This window comes from Actinoplanes awajinensis subsp. mycoplanecinus, from assembly GCF_001509495.1.
In the GTDB taxonomy this organism is placed as follows: Bacteria; Actinomycetota; Actinomycetes; order Mycobacteriales; family Micromonosporaceae; genus Actinoplanes; species Actinoplanes palleronii.
Genome location: NZ_LLZH01000306.1, coordinates 114,249 through 130,406, shown reverse-complemented (window position 1 = coordinate 130,406; position 16,158 = coordinate 114,249). Strand labels below are relative to the sequence as shown.

Annotated in this window: 15 protein-coding genes and 2 tRNA genes; 14 read left to right on the top strand and 3 right to left on the bottom strand. The window is 68.1% G+C overall.

Translation table 11 applies throughout. From position 1 onward, the window contains the following. Positions 1–1,156: 1,156 nt before the first annotated feature. From dnaN to ADL15_RS38095, 5 genes are all read left to right on the top strand, one after another. On the top strand, positions 1,157–2,290 hold the full coding sequence (gene dnaN / locus ADL15_RS38115) for a DNA polymerase III subunit beta (RefSeq protein ID WP_067702001.1): 1,134 nt from the start codon (positions 1,157–1,159) through the stop codon (positions 2,288–2,290). Positions 2,291–2,329: 39 nt separating this feature from the next. After that, positions 2,330–3,202 carry a phosphogluconate dehydrogenase (NAD(+)-dependent, decarboxylating) gene (gene gnd, locus ADL15_RS38110; protein ID WP_067701998.1) on the top strand — a complete coding sequence of 291 codons (873 nt, stop codon included), beginning with the start codon at positions 2,330–2,332 and terminating at the stop codon, positions 3,200–3,202. A gap of 3 nt (positions 3,203–3,205) precedes the next feature. After that, the gene (gene recF / locus ADL15_RS38105; protein WP_067701995.1) at positions 3,206–4,336 is read left to right on the top strand and encodes a DNA replication/repair protein RecF; all 1,131 of its coding nucleotides are present in this window, start codon (positions 3,206–3,208) and stop codon (positions 4,334–4,336) included. Between the two features lie 175 nt (positions 4,337–4,511). After that, the gene (locus ADL15_RS38100) at positions 4,512–5,186 is read left to right on the top strand and encodes a DUF721 domain-containing protein (RefSeq protein ID WP_083972271.1); all 675 of its coding nucleotides are present in this window, start codon (positions 4,512–4,514) and stop codon (positions 5,184–5,186) included. 78 nt (positions 5,187–5,264) lie between these two features. Beyond that, positions 5,265–5,558: a hypothetical protein gene (locus tag ADL15_RS38095; protein ID WP_067701992.1), complete on the top strand. Its 294-nt coding sequence runs from the start codon at positions 5,265–5,267 to the stop codon at positions 5,556–5,558. Between the two features lie 190 nt (positions 5,559–5,748). Here the strand turns inward: ADL15_RS38095 and ADL15_RS38090 are convergent, their stop codons facing one another. Further along, complete coding sequence (locus ADL15_RS38090; protein ID WP_067701989.1) at positions 5,749–6,315, bottom strand: hypothetical protein; 567 nt, start codon at positions 6,313–6,315, stop codon at positions 5,749–5,751. A 531-nt stretch (positions 6,316–6,846) separates the two neighbouring features. Between ADL15_RS38090 and gyrB the strand changes: the two genes are divergently transcribed. From gyrB to ADL15_RS38055, 8 genes are all read left to right on the top strand, one after another. Continuing rightward, positions 6,847–8,799, top strand: a complete 1,953-nt coding sequence (gyrB, locus tag ADL15_RS38085) for a DNA topoisomerase (ATP-hydrolyzing) subunit B (RefSeq protein ID WP_067701986.1) — start codon at positions 6,847–6,849, stop codon at positions 8,797–8,799. A 123-nt stretch (positions 8,800–8,922) separates the two neighbouring features. After that, positions 8,923–11,436, top strand: a complete 2,514-nt coding sequence (gene gyrA / locus ADL15_RS38080; protein WP_067701983.1) for a DNA gyrase subunit A — start codon at positions 8,923–8,925, stop codon at positions 11,434–11,436. A gap of 3 nt (positions 11,437–11,439) precedes the next feature. After that, positions 11,440–12,324 (top strand): DUF3566 domain-containing protein, encoded by an 885-nt coding sequence (locus ADL15_RS38075; RefSeq protein WP_067701980.1) that lies wholly within the window; start codon positions 11,440–11,442, stop codon positions 12,322–12,324. A gap of 77 nt (positions 12,325–12,401) precedes the next feature. Beyond that, a tRNA-Ile gene (locus ADL15_RS38070) sits at positions 12,402–12,475 on the top strand. 112 nt (positions 12,476–12,587) lie between these two features. Then, positions 12,588–12,716: a DLW-39 family protein gene (locus ADL15_RS55995; protein ID WP_212847121.1), complete on the top strand. Its 129-nt coding sequence runs from the start codon at positions 12,588–12,590 to the stop codon at positions 12,714–12,716. Positions 12,717–12,726: 10 nt separating this feature from the next. Beyond that, positions 12,727–12,799, top strand: a tRNA-Ala gene (locus tag ADL15_RS38065). A 59-nt stretch (positions 12,800–12,858) separates the two neighbouring features. Next, complete coding sequence (locus ADL15_RS38060; RefSeq protein WP_338025599.1) at positions 12,859–13,455, top strand: DUF6461 domain-containing protein; 597 nt, start codon at positions 12,859–12,861, stop codon at positions 13,453–13,455. A 91-nt stretch (positions 13,456–13,546) separates the two neighbouring features. After that, a complete protein-coding gene (locus ADL15_RS38055) occupies positions 13,547–14,098 on the top strand; it encodes an NUDIX domain-containing protein (RefSeq protein WP_269748421.1) in 552 nt (183 codons plus the stop codon). On the opposite strand, the gene ADL15_RS38050 is transcribed toward ADL15_RS38055, so the two are convergent. Further along, positions 14,005–14,463 carry a hypothetical protein gene (locus ADL15_RS38050; RefSeq protein ID WP_232344793.1) on the bottom strand — a complete coding sequence of 153 codons (459 nt, stop codon included), beginning with the start codon at positions 14,461–14,463 and terminating at the stop codon, positions 14,005–14,007. The genes ADL15_RS38055 and ADL15_RS38050 overlap by 94 nt on opposite strands. 423 nt (positions 14,464–14,886) lie before the next feature. Here ADL15_RS38050 and ADL15_RS38045 point away from each other — a divergent pair, with 423 nt between their 5' ends. Beyond that, a complete protein-coding gene (locus ADL15_RS38045) occupies positions 14,887–15,438 on the top strand; it encodes a YbaK/EbsC family protein (protein ID WP_067701970.1) in 552 nt (183 codons plus the stop codon). A 52-nt stretch (positions 15,439–15,490) separates the two neighbouring features. Here ADL15_RS38045 and ADL15_RS38040 read toward each other — a convergent pair whose 3' ends face one another. Further along, positions 15,491–16,132: a DsbA family oxidoreductase gene (locus ADL15_RS38040; protein ID WP_067701967.1), complete on the bottom strand. Its 642-nt coding sequence runs from the start codon at positions 16,130–16,132 to the stop codon at positions 15,491–15,493. Between the last annotated feature and the right edge of the window lie 26 nt (positions 16,133–16,158).

Genomic DNA, 16,158 nt, shown 5'->3' with positions numbered 1-16,158 from the left:
GGTTGGCCGAGTTTCCTCACAGGCAGGTGACAAGGGCATTGAACTGGGACAACACGGGATCCGCACACGTTATCCACTGCTTTTACACGGGGTTGTCCACAGACTTACCCCCAGATTCGCCGCTGACCTGCATAAATCGACGAGACCCGATGTCAACTTTTTAGGGCGGAAAACCAAAAGTTGTCAACGTCGGGACGGGTCAGTTTCGTGCCAACGTTGTCCACACTCGTCCACAGGCATCCACAGGCTCTTTCCCCAGACAGTGGATAACTTTTGCCCCGTACACCACAGATGTGGACAACTCCTGGGGATATCGATGTGGACAGACACGGAGAGTGAACCCATTAGTCAGCTGCCTGTGGACGCCTGTGGATTACCTGTTGAAGGTTCTGGGGACGACGAGCCCCGGGCCTCCGCCGGTTGTCCACAGGTCGGGGGACAAACCCGGTGGACAACCGGTGGATATCCGGTGGACAACGGTGGACAACCGCTGCGAACTCCGAGACTGTGGACGCAGACCCCCGTTTATACCCCGGTTTCCCACATGTGAATCACCGGTGGATAACCCTGTGACCTGCAGAAACGTTGGTTTTCCACAGTATGCACAGGTGCTATGAAGACGACTAGTTATCTCTTTAAGAGAGAAAAGAACAATCATCAGGGTGTGGAAGGTCTGCCGCTTCGCTCCGGGAGGGCAGAGGGGCACGGCAAGAGCAGGCACCAGAAGCAAGGCTCGGAACGACCTGAGGAGCCATCGCAGGCTCGGCGCCCCTGAGGGCTGAACCGGGAACCGAACCTGAGTCACCGGCTTGCCTCCGCGCTCACGTCCGGGCATGGTTCAGCGGTCGCCGGACTGGACCGCGGAGGCATCGAACCGGAAAGCTGAGCGGGATCCGCCTCGCCCCGGTGATGCGGCTCGTTGAGCCGTTGGTGATCGGCCGGTGATTCGGTTGGCGCTTCGCTCCCGGTGGCGCCTGCCGATGATGCGTCCGAGCCGCGAAGCCGACCGGGATCCGCCTCGTCCCGGCCATCCGGATCGGACCCCACCCGCGGGCCCGGCCCGGATCACCCGGGGTCGGGCACACGTGAGCACCAGCAGCGCCATAGAGTTTCGGTGGGGTCGACACCCCGTAGAGGAAGCATCGCGGAGGACAGCATGAAGTTCCGGGTGGAGCGAGACGCGCTCGCCGACGCCGTGGCCTGGACAGCCAAGAGCCTGCCCAGCCGGCCGTCAGTGCCGGTGCTCGCCGGTGTCCTGCTGCGAGTCACCGACGGCCGCTTGCAGGTCTCCGGCTTCGACTACGAGGTCTCCAGCCAGGTCTCGGTCGAGGTGCAGGCGGACGCGGACGGCGCCGCGCTGGTCTCCGGCCGGCTGCTCGCCGAGATCACCAAGGCACTGCCCGGCAAGCCGGTGGACATCGCCGCGGTGGGTTCGCACCTCGAGCTGGTCTGCGGCAGTGCGCGTTTCACCCTCCCCACGATGCCGGTGGAGGACTATCCGACCCTTCCGGATATGCCATCCAGCGCGGGCACCGTCGACGCCGCTACGTTCGCCTCAGCGGTTTCCCAGGTCGCCATCGCCGCGGGCCGGGACGAGACGCTGCCGATGATGACCGGTGTGCGCCTCGAGCTGAACGGCACCACGATGGCGATGCTCGCCACCGACCGGTACCGGCTGGCGATGCGCGAGATCGAGTGGAACCCGGACGACCCGGAGATCAGCCTGAACGCTCTGGTCCCGGCGAAGACCCTGAACGACACGGCGAAGGCGCTCGGCCCGCTCGGCGGCTCGGTCACCCTCGCCCTGGCGCAGGGCAACGCCGGCGAGGGCATGATCGGCTTTGCCGGTGGCACCCGGCGTACCACCAGCCGCCTGCTCGACGGTGCGAACTACCCGCCGGTGCGCTCGCTGTTCCCGACCTCGCACAACGCCGAGGCCCGGATCGCTGTCTCCGCGCTGGTCGAGGTGGTCCGCCGCGTCGCACTGGTGGCCGAGCGCACCACGCCGGTGCTGCTCAGCTTCAGCGAGGACGGCCTGGTGGTCGAGGCCGGTACCACCGAGGAGGCGCGCGCCAGCGAGGCCATGGAGGCCGAGTTCACCGGTGAGGCGCTGACCATCGGCTTCAATCCGCAGTACCTGATCGACGGGCTGCAGAACCTCGGCGCACCCACCGCGGTCTTCTCGTTCGTCGACGCGTTCAAGCCAGCTGTGATCTCCCCCGCTGCCGAAAGCGCCGAAATCATCCCGGGATACCGCTATCTGATCATGCCGATCCGGGTAACCCGCTGATACTGAGCGAGGAACATTCGCACTTCTAGGGGGAAGACCATGCAACTCGGCCTGATCGGTCTCGGCCGGATGGGCGGCAACATGCGGGAACGTATCCGCGCTGCCGGGCACGAAGTTGTCGGATTCGACCACAACGCGGACAAGTCCGACGTTGGTAACCTGGCCGAGCTGGTGGAGAAACTGGCGACGCCGCGCGTCGTCTGGACCATGGTGCCGGCCGGCCAGATCACTGAAGACACCATCAACGAGCTCGCGGGGCTGCTCTCCGAGGGCGACATCATCATCGACGGCGGGAACTCCAAGTTCACCGACGACGGCCCCCGGGCCGAGCGGCTCAAGCCGAAGGGCATCCACTACCTGGATGTCGGCGTCTCCGGTGGTGTCTGGGGCATCACCAACGGATACGCGCTGATGGTGGGCGGCGACGCCGAGATCGTCGAGCACTGCAAGCCGATCTTCGAGGCGCTCAAGCCGGCCGGTGAGTTCGGTTTCGCGCACGCCGGCCCGGCCGGTGCCGGCCACTACGCGAAGATGATCCACAACGGCATCGAGTACGGGATGATGCAGGCGTACGGCGAGGGGTACGAGATCCTCCTGGCGTCGGAGCTGGTCCACAACGTGCCGGCGGTCATCAAGAGCTGGCGCGAGGGCAGCGTGGTCAAGTCCTGGCTGCTCGACCTGCTCGACCGGGCGCTCGACGAGGACCCGACGCTGGAGAACCTCAAGGGCTACGTCGAGGACACCGGCGAGGGCCGCTGGACCGTCGACGAGGCGGTCCGTCTCGCCGTTCCCGCCCACGTCCTGGCTGCTTCGATCTTCACGCGCTTCGAGTCGCGTCAGGACGACTCGCCGGCGATGAAGGCCGTCGCCGCACTGCGTCAGCAGTTCGGCGGCCACGCCGTCAAGCGCTGACCCATGCACGTACGCCGGGTCGAGCTCGTCGACTTCCGTTCCTACGAGCGGGTGGCCGTCGACCTCGATTCCGGCGTGACCGTGCTGGTCGGCCAGAACGGCATGGGCAAGACCAACCTGATCGAAGCGCTCGGGTACGTGGCCACTCTGGACAGTCATCGGGTGGCCACCGACGCGCCGCTGGTCCGCTTCGGCGCCACCTCGGCGGTGATCCGCTGCGCGATCGTGCACGACGGCCGGGAGCTCCTGGTCGAGCTGGAGATCGTGCCGGGCAAGGCGAACCGGGCCCGGCTCAACCGGTCCCCGGTGCGCCGGCCCCGCGAGGTGCTCGGCGCCCTGCGGATGGTGCTGTTCGCACCGGAGGACCTCGAGCTGGTCCGCGGTGACCCGTCCGAGCGCCGCCGCTACCTCGACGACCTGCTCGTCGCCCGGCAGCCCCGCTACGCCGGGGTGCGCGCCGACTACGACCGGGTGGTCAAGCAGCGCAACGCCCTGCTGCGCACCGCGTACCTGACCCGCAAGGTGGGTGGCACCCGCGGCCAGGACCTGTCGACGCTCGCGGTCTGGGACCAGCATCTCGCCCACCACGGCGCGGAGCTGCTGGCCGGCCGGTTGGAGCTGGCCGCGGCGCTCGGCCCGCACCTGACCAAGGCGTACGACGCGGTGGCGGCCGGCCGGTCGTCGGCCACGATCGGGTATTCGTCCCGGCTCGGCGAAGATCTGACCACCGACCGCGCGGTCCTGGAGGCCGCGCTGCTCGAACGGATGCGGGAGCGGCGCCCGGCCGAGGTCGAGCGGGGCACGACGCTGGTCGGCCCGCACCGCGACGACCTCCAGTTGTCGCTGGGCGAGCTGCCGGTCAAGGGCTACGCCAGCCACGGCGAGTCGTGGTCGTTCGCGCTGGCGCTGCGCCTGGCGGCGTACGACCTGCTGCGCGCGGACGGGATCGAGCCGATCCTGGTGCTCGACGACGTCTTCGCCGAGCTGGACGCCGGTCGGCGTGACCGGCTGGCGGCCCTGGTCTCGGACGCCGCCCAGCTGCTCGTCACGTGCGCGGTGCCGGAGGACGTGCCGGCCGCGCTGCGCGGCGCCCGGTACGACGTGACCACCGGCTCGGTGACGCGTGCCGGCTGACCGGTGCCCCGGCGTCGATCTCGTCACCGTCCCGGGGCCTCAGCGGGCCGTGGAGCGCGCCCGCGGGCTTGACGGTGGGTCGGGTTCGGGTCGACAGTGCTGCGGGGGTTGGCGCGGTTGTCGGCGGGTCGTCGGCCGCTGACGCGGACAACGGTTATCCACAGGGGGTGTCGCGGTGCCGCGTGAGGCGAGCAGGGCGAACGGCGGGGCGGCGGCGAAGCAACCGTCGGCGCGTCAGCCCGCGGGCGGTCCGGCCACGGGTCAGCCCGCAGGTGGTCAACCGGCCGCGGGTCAACCGGCCGCGGGTCAGCCCGCGAGTGGTCAACCGGCCGCGCCGGACGGCTGGGACGACGGGAAGGCCGGCCCGGAGCTGGCCCGGGCGGTGCTGGACGCGGCGCTGACGAAACGGCGCGAGGCGGCCCGGCAGCCCCGCAAACGGATCGGCGCGACCGGAGAGAAGCGGTTGCGCGGGTATTCCGGGCCGGGTGTGGATCCGCGGGATCCGCAGCTGTTCGGTTCGATGCTCGAGCGGCTGATGAAGGCGCGCGGGTGGGAACGGCCGAAGGCCGAGGCCACCGTGTTCGGATCCTGGGAGAAAGTGGTCGGCGCGGACATCGCTGCGCACAGCAAGCCGGTGAAACTCGACGCCGGGGTGCTGACCGTGGAGGCCGAGTCGACCGCCTGGGCCACCCAGCTGCGGATGCTGACCGGCCGGCTGCTGAAGCAGATCGCCGGCGAGATCGGCCACAACGTCGTGATCAGGCTGAACATCCACGGTCCGGCCGCGCCGTCGTGGAACCGGGGACCGCGCCGGGTGCAGGGCCGTGGACCCCGCGACACCTACGGCTGAGCTGCCCGGATCGCTGCTTTGATCGCGCGGCTGGGCGACGGAGGGAACCTGTTTCGGGTTTCGTGCGTCCTTATCAGTATGGCCTTGCTGCGTCGCTCGCTGGTTCTGCTCGTTCTCGTTCTCGGCACCCTCGGTCTGTTCCCGCCTGCGGCGGCTCCGGCCTGGGCGAGTGCGGGGCCCGGCGAGGCTTTGGCGTTCGCCGAGGAGGTACCCAGCGGGCTGCGGTGGCCGATGATCCTGGCGGCCGCGTCGGCGGTGCTGCTGCTGGTGATCGGTGGCGAGATGTGGTGGCTGTCCCGGCGGCCGGAGCCGGCCCCGATGGTGGCCGGCTCCGAGTCCGAGGTGACCCAGCGGGTGAGCAGCCGGGTCTGACCGGCGGGTTGTCCACAGGTCTTGTGGGTGACCGCGACCACCCACGGGCAATGAAGGGTGCGGCGATCGTTCTGGACGCGCCAGCGGCCAGATCGCCGTGCCCGGCCCCCGCGGGAGCGGCGATCCGAACCCGGCAGCCACATGGGACAAAAGGCTCTTGATCTTTTAGAAGAGCAGCAGCGGTGACCGCTCAGTAATCCGCGAAGACCGCGAACCCGCGCTCCGCGCAGCGGCGGTAGAAACCGGCCAGGACGGCCAGTTCGGTGCGGGCGAAGCTCCAGTGCGGCGCGTTGCCGGCCTCGTCGCGGAGTGCCGCGAGCCGCTGGTCCAGCCAGCGCAACTGTTGGTCGGCGAGCCGCCCGTTGGCGATCGCGGTGCGCATCACCTCGGCGACGGTGTCGAAGGTGACCAGGTCACCGAACTTGTCGTGGCCCTCGACGAACCGCTCCAGACCGCCGGCGATCCAGGCGCAACCGTCCGGGTCGATCACCGGGTCCTCGTCCTCGGCGGCCGCGTCGGTCGCGTAGAGCACACCTTCCAACCCGAGCAGTAGGTCGACCAACTCCGTGTACGCGGTCGCTCGCACCGTGCCGGTCTTGGCGACGTGCAGTGCGAGCGCGCCGGTGGGCGCGGCGATCTCCGGGGCGTCGGCGATCGCGCCGAAGTCGACGAACTCGGCGGGAGCCACCGGGTCGTAGTACTGGTTCGTCCGCGGCCAGTGCACCGCGACGTTGTCCAGGCCCTTGTCGTGCGCCATCGGGGCAACCCTTCCTCGACCTGTCCAAGCGGTCCGTTGGGCCATGCACGGCCCGCGCGGGCGAGGTTACGACACCACCGCCTGCCGCTGACAGGCAGTGTCGCAGCGAGGGTCAGCCGGGGGCGGCAGGCGCGCCCGGCCCGAGCGTTTGCCATTGTGTGGAGGGGCTGTGCCGTGTAGGGGGAGACGCGGGAGGCATCCTGAATCGCGCTACGGGACTCTCAGGCACCCGGAAGGGGTGCCGGACCCTCGCCAACTCGCCTCGGCGGAGTAGAATCGACGGTGACCGGGAAAACTGTGCTTGTCGGTGGTGGCGCGGTCACACGCAGCCACTTTCGTCACGCTACGCGGTTTTTCCAGCCGATCACGATCCGCGGGTTGTCCGCGGCGGCCGGCGAGCACGGTTCCACCGGTGGTCCGCTCCTCTCGCGGTGTCATCTGTGGTGCTTCGTGCGCGCTCACAGCCGCTGGTCACCCGCCAACCCCCGTGTGGGGCTCCACCTGGGGTCCCGTGCGAGAAAGCGGCCGAGGGTGTCAGAGAACAATCAGCAGTATGGTGCCGATTCGATCACCGTGCTCGAAGGCCTTGAGGCGGTCCGGAAGCGCCCCGGTATGTACATCGGGTCCACCGGCGAGCGGGGTCTGCACCACCTGGTCTGGGAGGTTGTGGACAACGCGGTCGACGAGGCGCTCGCGGGGTACTGCGACACCATCGACGTGGTCCTGCTCGCCGACGGCGGCGTCTCGGTCACCGACAACGGCCGTGGTTTCCCGGTCGACATGCACCCCCAGCTGAAGAAGCCGGGCGTCGAGGTGGCACTGACCGTGCTGCACGCCGGCGGCAAGTTCGACGGCAAGGCCTACGCGGTCTCCGGCGGTCTGCACGGCGTCGGCGTGTCCGTGGTGAACGCGCTCTCCATCCGGATGGCCGTGGTCATCCACAAGGACGGCTTCGTCTGGCGGCAGAAGTACAACGCCTCGAAGCCGGAAGAGCTGATCAAGGGTGAGCCCACCGAGGGGACCGGGTCGACGGTGCAGTTCTGGCCGGACCCGGCGATCTTCGAGACCACCGAGTTCGACTTCCAGACGATCTACCGCCGGCTCCAGGAGATGGCCTTCCTGAACCGCAACCTGGCGATCAACTTCACCGATGAGCGCACCGATTCGCTCGACGAGAAGGGTGAGCCGCGCCGGGTCGAGTTCCTCTACGAGGGCGGTATCGCGGACTTCGTCCGGCACCTGAACGCCACCAAGAGCGCGATCCACAAGACCGTGATCGAGTTCGGCACCGAGGACTCCGAGGCCGGCATGGCCGTCGAGATCGCGATGCAGTGGAACGAGTCCTACGGCGAGTCGATCTACACGTTCGCCAACCGGATCAACACCCACGAGGGTGGCACCCACGAGGAGGGCTTCCGGGCCGCTCTGACCGGCATCGTGAACCGGTACGGCGCCGAGAAGAAGTTCCTCCGCGGCGACGAGAAACTGTCCGGTGAGGACATCCGGGAGGGCCTCGCCGCGATCATCTCGGTGACGCTGACCAACCCGCAGTTCGAGGGTCAGACCAAGACGAAGCTCGGCAACACCGACATGAAGAGCTTCGTGCAGAAGGTCGCGAACGAGCAGATCGCCGACTGGTTCGACCGCAACCCGGCCGACGCCAAGCAGATCATCACGAAGGCGTCGCAGGCCTCCCGCGCCCGGATCGCCGCGCAGCAGGCCCGCAAGCTGGCCCGCCGCAAGTCGCTGCTGGAGTCCGGTTCGATGCCGGGCAAGCTGGCCGACTGCCAGTCCACCGACCCGCGCGAGACCGAGCTGTTCATCGTCGAGGGCGACTCGGCCGGCGGTTCGGCCAAGCAGGGCCGGTCCAGCAAGTACCAGGCGATCCTGCCGATCCGCGGCAAGATCCTGAACGTGGAGAAGGCCCGGATCGACCGGGTGCTGAAGAACAACGAGGTCCAGGCGCTGATCACCGCGCTGGGCACCGGCATCCACGACGAGTTCGACATCGGCAAGCTGCGCTACCACAAGATCATCCTGATGGCCGACGCCGACGTCGACGGCCAGCACATCCAGACGCTGCTGCTCACCCTGCTGTTCCGCTTCATGCGGCCGCTGGTCGAGCAGGGGCACGTCTACCTGGCCTCGCCGCCGCTCTACAAGCTCAAGTGGAACAAGCGGGGCGACGACGCGCAGTATGCGTACTCGGACCGCGAGCGTGACGGCCTGATCGCGTTGCGTCAGCAGAAGAAGGCGAACGCGAAGCCGGACGACATCCAGCGGTTCAAGGGTCTCGGCGAGATGAACTTCCAGGAGCTGTGGGACACCACTATGGACCCGGACACCCGGACCCTGCGTCAGGTGACCCTGGACGACGCCGCGGTCGCCGACGAGTTGTTCAGCGTGCTGATGGGTGAGGACGTCGAAGCGCGGCGGTCCTTCATCCAGCGCAACGCGAAGGACGTCAGGTTCCTCGACATCTGACCCTCGGCGGGCGCGCCGCTGGTCACGTGTCCACAGCGTAGGGCACCTTTCCACAGTGTTATCCACAGCGATTTGCGGGCTTTGGCCGAATTTGTCTGGCTTCACCTTGAGTAAGGGTTAACAGTGACTGACATTCCCGAACCGCCTGACGGCGACGTTCCCCAGGACGAGACCGGCGGCGGTGTGAGCCAGCGCGTCGAGCCCGTCGGCCTCGAAGTCGAGATGCAGCGCTCGTACCTCGACTACGCGATGAGCGTCATCGTCGGCCGCGCCCTGCCCGACGTGCGGGACGGTCTCAAGCCGGTGCACCGCAAGATTCTGTACGCGATGTACGACGCCGGCTTCCGCCCCGACCGCGGGTACGTGAAGTGCGCGCGCGTCGTCGGCGACGTGATGGGCAACTACCACCCGCACGGCGACTCGTCGATCTACGACGCGCTGGTCCGGATGGGCCAGCCGTGGTCGCTGCGGTACCGGCTGATCGACGGCAACGGCAACTTCGGCTCGCCGGGCAACGACCCGCCGGCCGCCATGCGGTACACCGAGGCGAAGCTGTCCCCGCTGGCGATGGAGATGCTGCGGGACATCGACGAGGACACCGTCGACATGCAGGACAACTACGACGGCCGCACCCGGGAGCCGACGATCCTGCCGGCTCGCTTCCCGAACCTGCTGGTGAACGGGTCCGAGGGCATCGCGGTCGGCATGGCGACCAAGATCCCGCCGCACAACCTGCGGGAGATCGCCGCCGCCGTCCAGTGGTGCCTGGACAACATCGACGCGGACGAGCCGACCACGCTCGAGGCGCTGCTCGAGATCGTCAAGGGCCCGGACTTCCCGACCTACGGCCTGATCGTGGGCCAGCAGGCCATTCAGGACGCGTACCGGACCGGGCGTGGCTCGATCCGGATGCGCGCGGTGGTCGAGGTCGAGGAGGACTCGCGCGGCCGGCCGTGTCTGGTCGTCACCGAGCTGCCGTACCAGGTGAACCCGGACAACCTGGCCGAGCGGGTCGCGGAGCTGGTCAAGGAGGGCAAGCTCACCGGGATCGCCGACATCCGGGACGAGTCGTCCGGTCGTACCGGTATGCGGTTGATCCTGGTGCTCAAGCGCGACGCGGTCGCCAAGGTGGTGCTGAACAACCTCTACAAGCACACCCAGCTGCAGGAGACGTTCGGCGCCAACATGCTGGCGCTGGTGGACGGCGTGCCGCGCACGCTGAACCTGGCCCAGTTCATCAGGTACTACGTCGAGCACCAGATCGAGGTCATCCGCCGGCGGACCGCCTACCGCCTGCGCAAGGCCGAGGAGCGCGCGCACATCCTGCGCGGTCTGGGCAAGGCCCTGGACATGCTCGACGAGGTCATCGCCCTGATCCGGCGCTCGCCCACGGTGGAGGACTCGCGCCAGGGCCTGATGTCGCTGCTCGACGTCGACGAGATCCAGGCCACCGCGATCCTCGACATGCAGCTGCGCCGCCTGGCCGCCCTGGAGCGGCAGCGGATCATCGACGAGCTCGTGAAGATCGAGCTCGAGATCACCGACTTCAAGGACATCCTCGCGAAGCCGGAGCGGCAGCGGGCGATCATCTCCGAGGAACTCGGCGAGATCGTGCAGAAGTTCGGGGACGACCGGCGCACCCAGATCATCCCGTTCGACGGCGAGGTCTCCATGGAGGACCTCATCGCGCGCGAGGACGTTGTGGTGACCATCACACGAACTGGTTACGCGAAGCGCACCAAGGTCGACATGTATCGATCGCAGCACCGCGGCGGCAAGGGCGTGAGCGGCGCGACCCTGCGCCAGGACGACATCGTGTCGCACTTCTACGTGATCTCCACGCACGACTGGATGCTGTTCTTCACGAACAAGGGCCGGGTTTATCGGGCGAAGGCGTACGAACTGCCCGAAGCCAGCCGAACCGCCAAGGGACAGCACGTCGCGAACCTGCTGGCCTTCCTGCCGGACGAGCACATCGCGCAGGTCATCCAGATCCCGAACTACCAGGTCGCGCCGTACCTTGTGCTCGCCACTAAGAATGGTCTCGTGAAGAAGACCCGCCTCGACGAATTTGACTCCAACCGCAGCGGTGGCATCATCGCCATCAACCTGCGGGAGGATGACGAGTTGGTTGGCGCGGCCCTGGCGGCTTCTGAGGACGATCTGTTGCTGGTGTCCAAGAAAGCCCAGGCCATTCGCTTCAACGCGACCGACGAGGCGCTCCGTCCGATGGGACGAGCGACGTCGGGCGTGATCGGCATGCGCTTCGGCGACAACGACGAGCTCCTGGCCATGGAGGTCGTCCGCGAGGGTCTGGATGTGTTGGTTGCCACCGACGGTGGGTATGCCAAACGGACACCGATCGAGGAGTATCCGGTACAGGGGCGCGGCGGCAAGGGGGTACTCACCGCGAAGATCACTGAACGTCGTGGTGGACTTGTCGGCGCCCTGGTGATCAGCCCGGAGGATGAACTGTTTGCCATCACCAGCAATGGTGGTGTCATCCGGACTCCCGTGAAGCCTGTACGGCGCACACGGGATCGGAACACAATGGGGGTCAAGCTGATGGACCTCCCTGAAGGTGTAACCATCGTGGCGCTTGCTCGCAATGCCGACGAGCCTGACGAACAGGACTAGTTGATGCCGGAGACACAGGCGAAGTCGGGGGGCCCCGGGAGCTCAGCGGCACCGGGCGATGCGGCGAAGAACGACGGCGCCGCAACGCCCGGACGCGAGACCGCTGGGCGCGCCGCTGTCCCCGCCGAAGCCCCGTCCCCGCCGAAGTTCACCAGGGCGCCGGGCATGGCCCCGCCGCCCGGTGAGCCCGCTGCCGGGCCGGATGCCGCTGACCCGAAACGGCCCGGCGCACCCGCTGTGGCCAAGGCGTCGGCTGCGGTGCCGGTCGTGACCAAGGGCAAGGGCGCCGCGCCCGGGGTCGCTTCGGCGCGCCCCGGTGGTGCGCCCGGCACGGTCACGGGTTCCGCACGCCCGGCGGGCAGTGTGCCCACGGTGACCCCACCCGGCGCCGCCAAGCAGCGCACCGCGCCGCCGGCGGCTCCGGCCGGTCCGGGTGGCACGTCGGCGGTCGGGGCAGCCCGAGTCTCCGAAGCGGTCCGCTCGGCCCGTTCCACGGTCTCCTCGGCCGCGGCGCGTGGTCCGCGGCGGGCCCGGCTCAACCTCAAGCGGATCGATCCCTGGTCCGTCATGAAGTTCGCGTTCGCGGTCTCGATCGTGCTCTTCATCGTGGTGGTCGTCGCTACCTCGGTGCTCTACCTCGCGCTGGACACCATGGGTGTCTGGAGCTCGATCAACGACAGCCTCAAGGACCTGGTCAACGCGAGCGGTGGAGCGGACACCTCGTCCGGTTTCCGGATCACCGCGTGGGGCGTGATCGGCACCTCGATGCTGATCGGCGCGGTCAACGTCGTGCTGTTCACGGCGCTGGCCACGCTCGGCGCTTTCGTCTACAACGTGTGTGCCGACCTGGTCGGCGGCATCGAGCTGACGCTCGCCGAGCGGGACTGACGACCTGATCGGGTTGTGAGCCACCCCCGTTTTGGAGGCTCACAACCCGATGCGGTAAAGTTCTGTCTCGCAGGTGAGGGGCTATAGCTCAGTCGGTTAGAGCGCAGAGCTGATAACTCTGAGGTCGATGGTTCGATTCCATCTAGCCCCACGAGCGAATCGGGCGATCCCCATCCGTACATGTTGCGGATCAAGGGTCGCCCGTTTCTCTCTGACGGTGTTTCATTGCTTCTGTCGCGGTTCCCGGCCTTTGGGGGTAGTTGATGCTGAAGAAGCTTCTGATCGTGGCAGCCGTTGTCGGTGCTGCCGCGCTGGTGGTCAAGAAGGTCAAGGCGTCCAGCGACGAGCGTGCGCTGTGGCACGAGGCGACCACCGCGCCCGACCTGCGCTGAGGCGCTAGCCGGGGCCCTAGCTCAATTGGCAGAGCACCGCCTTTGCAAGGCGGGGGTTAGGGGTTCGATTCCCCTGGGCTCCACCGAGGTTCTCTCTTAGCCGTCCGCACCCGCGGGCGGCTTTTTTTGATCTACTGGCGCGGTGAAACGGCGGGTTCTTCTGGCGGCGCTGGCTCTGCTGGCGCCCGTGTCGGGGTGTGCACCATCCGAAGCGGCGCTGCCTCTGCGGGATGACGACGACGGATACCGCTGGGCCAGCCCCAGCGGGCCGCTGGGGCGCGGATTCTGTCTCACCCTGGTCCGAGGTCGCCGGCCGAGCCAGGTGGTCCCGGTGATCGGCGGGAAGAGCTTCGAATGGGTCGACTGGGCCCAGCTGGTCGGGCCGGGAGACGGCGAAGAGGGCGGGTCGCGGTACTTCGCCGGGATCGCGTACCTGGGCGACTGGACGGTGATCCTGGAGGACCGGGGCGGGCTCGGGATGGACGGCCTGATCGCCGGGCCGCTGTCGGCCGGGACCGAGGTGGTGGCGTACCAGTGCGGTGCCGACCGGCATGCGCACACTCGGATATATCGCGACGGCCGGATCGAACTGGACCAGAACACCGCCGAACAGGGTGCGGACGTGACGGATCCCACCGAGGCGGCGATCACGTTCGTCGAATCACAGGTCGGCTTCAAGCTGACCGGGGCATTGCTGGAGTCGAAGAGATATCTGCTGGTCACCGTTCCGAAGACGTAGCAACGCATATGCCCGATCTGCGTGCTGCGAGTTATCCACAGAGGAATGAAGAAGACTGCGCGAGGTGATGGCGCCGGTTAGCCTGCGACTCGTGAGCGAACGAAGACGGGCCGCCGCTGTGATCGTGCGGGACGGCCGTGTGCTGATGGTGCACGAGCGAAGCCGGCGATCCGGTGGCGGCGAGTGGTGGACTCTGCCCGGTGGCGGGCTGGAGCCCGGCGAGACGGCCGAGGAGGCCGTGCGGCGCGAGGTCTTCGAGGAGACCGGGCTGATCGTCAGCGACCTGCGGTATGTGCTGGAGATGCCGTATCCGTCCGGCATGACATCGGTCTTCGCGGTGTCGGTGGCCGTCGGCGAGCCACGTGCCGGGCACGACGACGGCAAGGGCCCGGAACCGCTCGGCCTGGACTGGCTGCCGGTGCCGGAGCTCCCGATCGAGACGAGTGGGGTGCCGGTCCCACCGCTGATGGTGGTGCTGCCGACGATGGCACAGGCCTCGGCCGGCTCATCGGTTTCGGTCACGCCACCGGTCTCCGCGCGGGCCGACCGTCAGACCGGCGACGACTCCGACATCACCGAAGCCGATGGTGCCGGTGCCCGGACCGCGCCGGCGATGGCCCGCCGGCGCTCCGCGACGAAGTAGGCGCAGGCCGCGGTGTAGCTGAACGTCAGCAGCAGGCTCAGGACCCGGACCGAGAAGGACGGGTAGGGCAGGGCGGCGATCGTCAGGGCCACGAACGCCCAGCCGGCGAGCAGCGCAATGTTGATCACGTCGTGCCGGTCCCAGCGGCCGGTGCGCCGGTGTGCCTGGCGCTGGATCTCGACGGTGAAGGCGTGCGCCATGCCGAGCGCCAGGAGGGCGAGCAGGATGGTGGCGAACACCGAGTGGTGTCCGCCGCCGACCGCGGCCATGGCGGTGGCGCCGGTCATCAGCGCAAGGCCGCTGACAGTGCCGGTACGAGCCTTACGACGCTCCGGAATGAACCCCTCCTCCACAACCACAGACATTCGGCATGATCCGCCTGAATCTGAGTAGCCCGGCGGTGCCGGTCGATGAGGAGGTCGTCAGTGGATGGTGGTCATTCTCGGCCAGAGCCGAGGATCAAAATCTTGATGTCGTGCGTCCGCCGGGGTTCAGATCGTCGCTCCCGCCGGGACCCCTGCGGGCTTCGCTGGCCGCTGGCGCGTCCATGACGCAAAGCCCTCCGGGGCGACGTCCGCGGGTGGTCACGGTCACCCCAACCCCAAGCGAGCGTGTGAAGTTGTGGTGCGTTCCGCACCGAAAGTCCCCACGCAACGCCCGCCGCGGTCGTGTGTGTGAAGTTTGGGTGCGCTCCGCACCGAAAGTCCCCACGCAGCGCTTTGCGCCGGCGTCGGTCGGGTCGTGTCTTGTGGTTGCGGGGCGGGTTTGGGGTCATGATGGCGGGCGTGATGGGAAGCCTGCAGACCGAACCCGCCCAGTCCCGATCTGACCTGCTCGCCGTGCCGGTGGCGAAAGCGCTCGCGGTGTGGCCGGTGGACGCGCCGGTCGACGTCGATCAGGTGCTGGTGGCGCCGATCGATCCGACCCTGGCCGACACCGCGGCGTTCTGCGAGGCGTATGGGGTGACCCTGGCCGAGTCCGCCAACTGCGTGATCGTGGCGGGCCGCCGGGGCGAGGTGACGAAATACGCCGCGTGCATCGTTCTGGCCACCACCCGGGCCGACGTGAACGGGATGGTCCGGCGGCTCCTGGACGTCCGCAAGTGCAGCTTCGCGCCGATGGACGAGGCGGTGTCGCTGACCGGGATGGAGTACGGCGGGATCACCCCGATCGGACTCCCCGCGGATTGGCCGATCCTGGTGGACTCCCGGGTGATCGCCGCGCCGCACGTGATCATCGGGTCCGGCGTCCGGCACAGCAAGATCGCGGTGCCCGGACCGGCCCTGGGTGCCCTGCCGGGCGCGCAGGTGATCGAGGGCCTGGCGAAAGAGGTCGGCTAGCCCATCGAAGAGTTAGATAACGATGGTGGTAAATGTCGTTTCACGTGAAACGTTATCGACCGGCTTCGACGGCTTCCCGGCGGGTGATCTCCTCGAATGCGGCGAGCAGCGTCGATGAGTCCTGGGCGCCCTGGATGACGAACTTCCCGTCGACGAGGAAGTAGGGGACGCTGGTGACGCCCAGCTCCCCCGCCTCGGTCAGGTCGGCCTCGACGGCGCCGGTGCCGGCCTCGGACTCCAGGTAGGCGAATGCCGCCGCGGCGTCCAGCCCGATCGAGCCGGCCACGCCGGCCAGGGCCGCACGGGATCCGACGTCGATGCCGTCGGCGAAGTGTGCCCGTTGCAGCGCGTCGAGCATGTCGGCCTGGCGCTCCTGCCCGGCGGCCCAGGCGATCAGCCGGTGCGCCGCGAACGTGTTGGCCGCGAGTGCCCGGTCGAAGTCCAGGACCAAGCCCTCACTGGCGCCGACGCCGGCCGCCTGGGCGAACATCTGCTCGGCCCGCTCGTCGCCGCCGAACTGCTCGGCCATCACCTGCTTGAGCGGTTTCGGCTGCGGCACCGGCGACGGGTCCAGCTGGAAGGCGCGATAGGTGACCGTCACGTCCTCGCCGAACGCGGCCAGCGCGCTCTCGAGTCGCCGCCGCCCGAGATAGCACCACGGGCAGACGACGTCGGACCAGACCTGGATATCCACACTTTTCCGTTCCGGTGCAGGAAAGC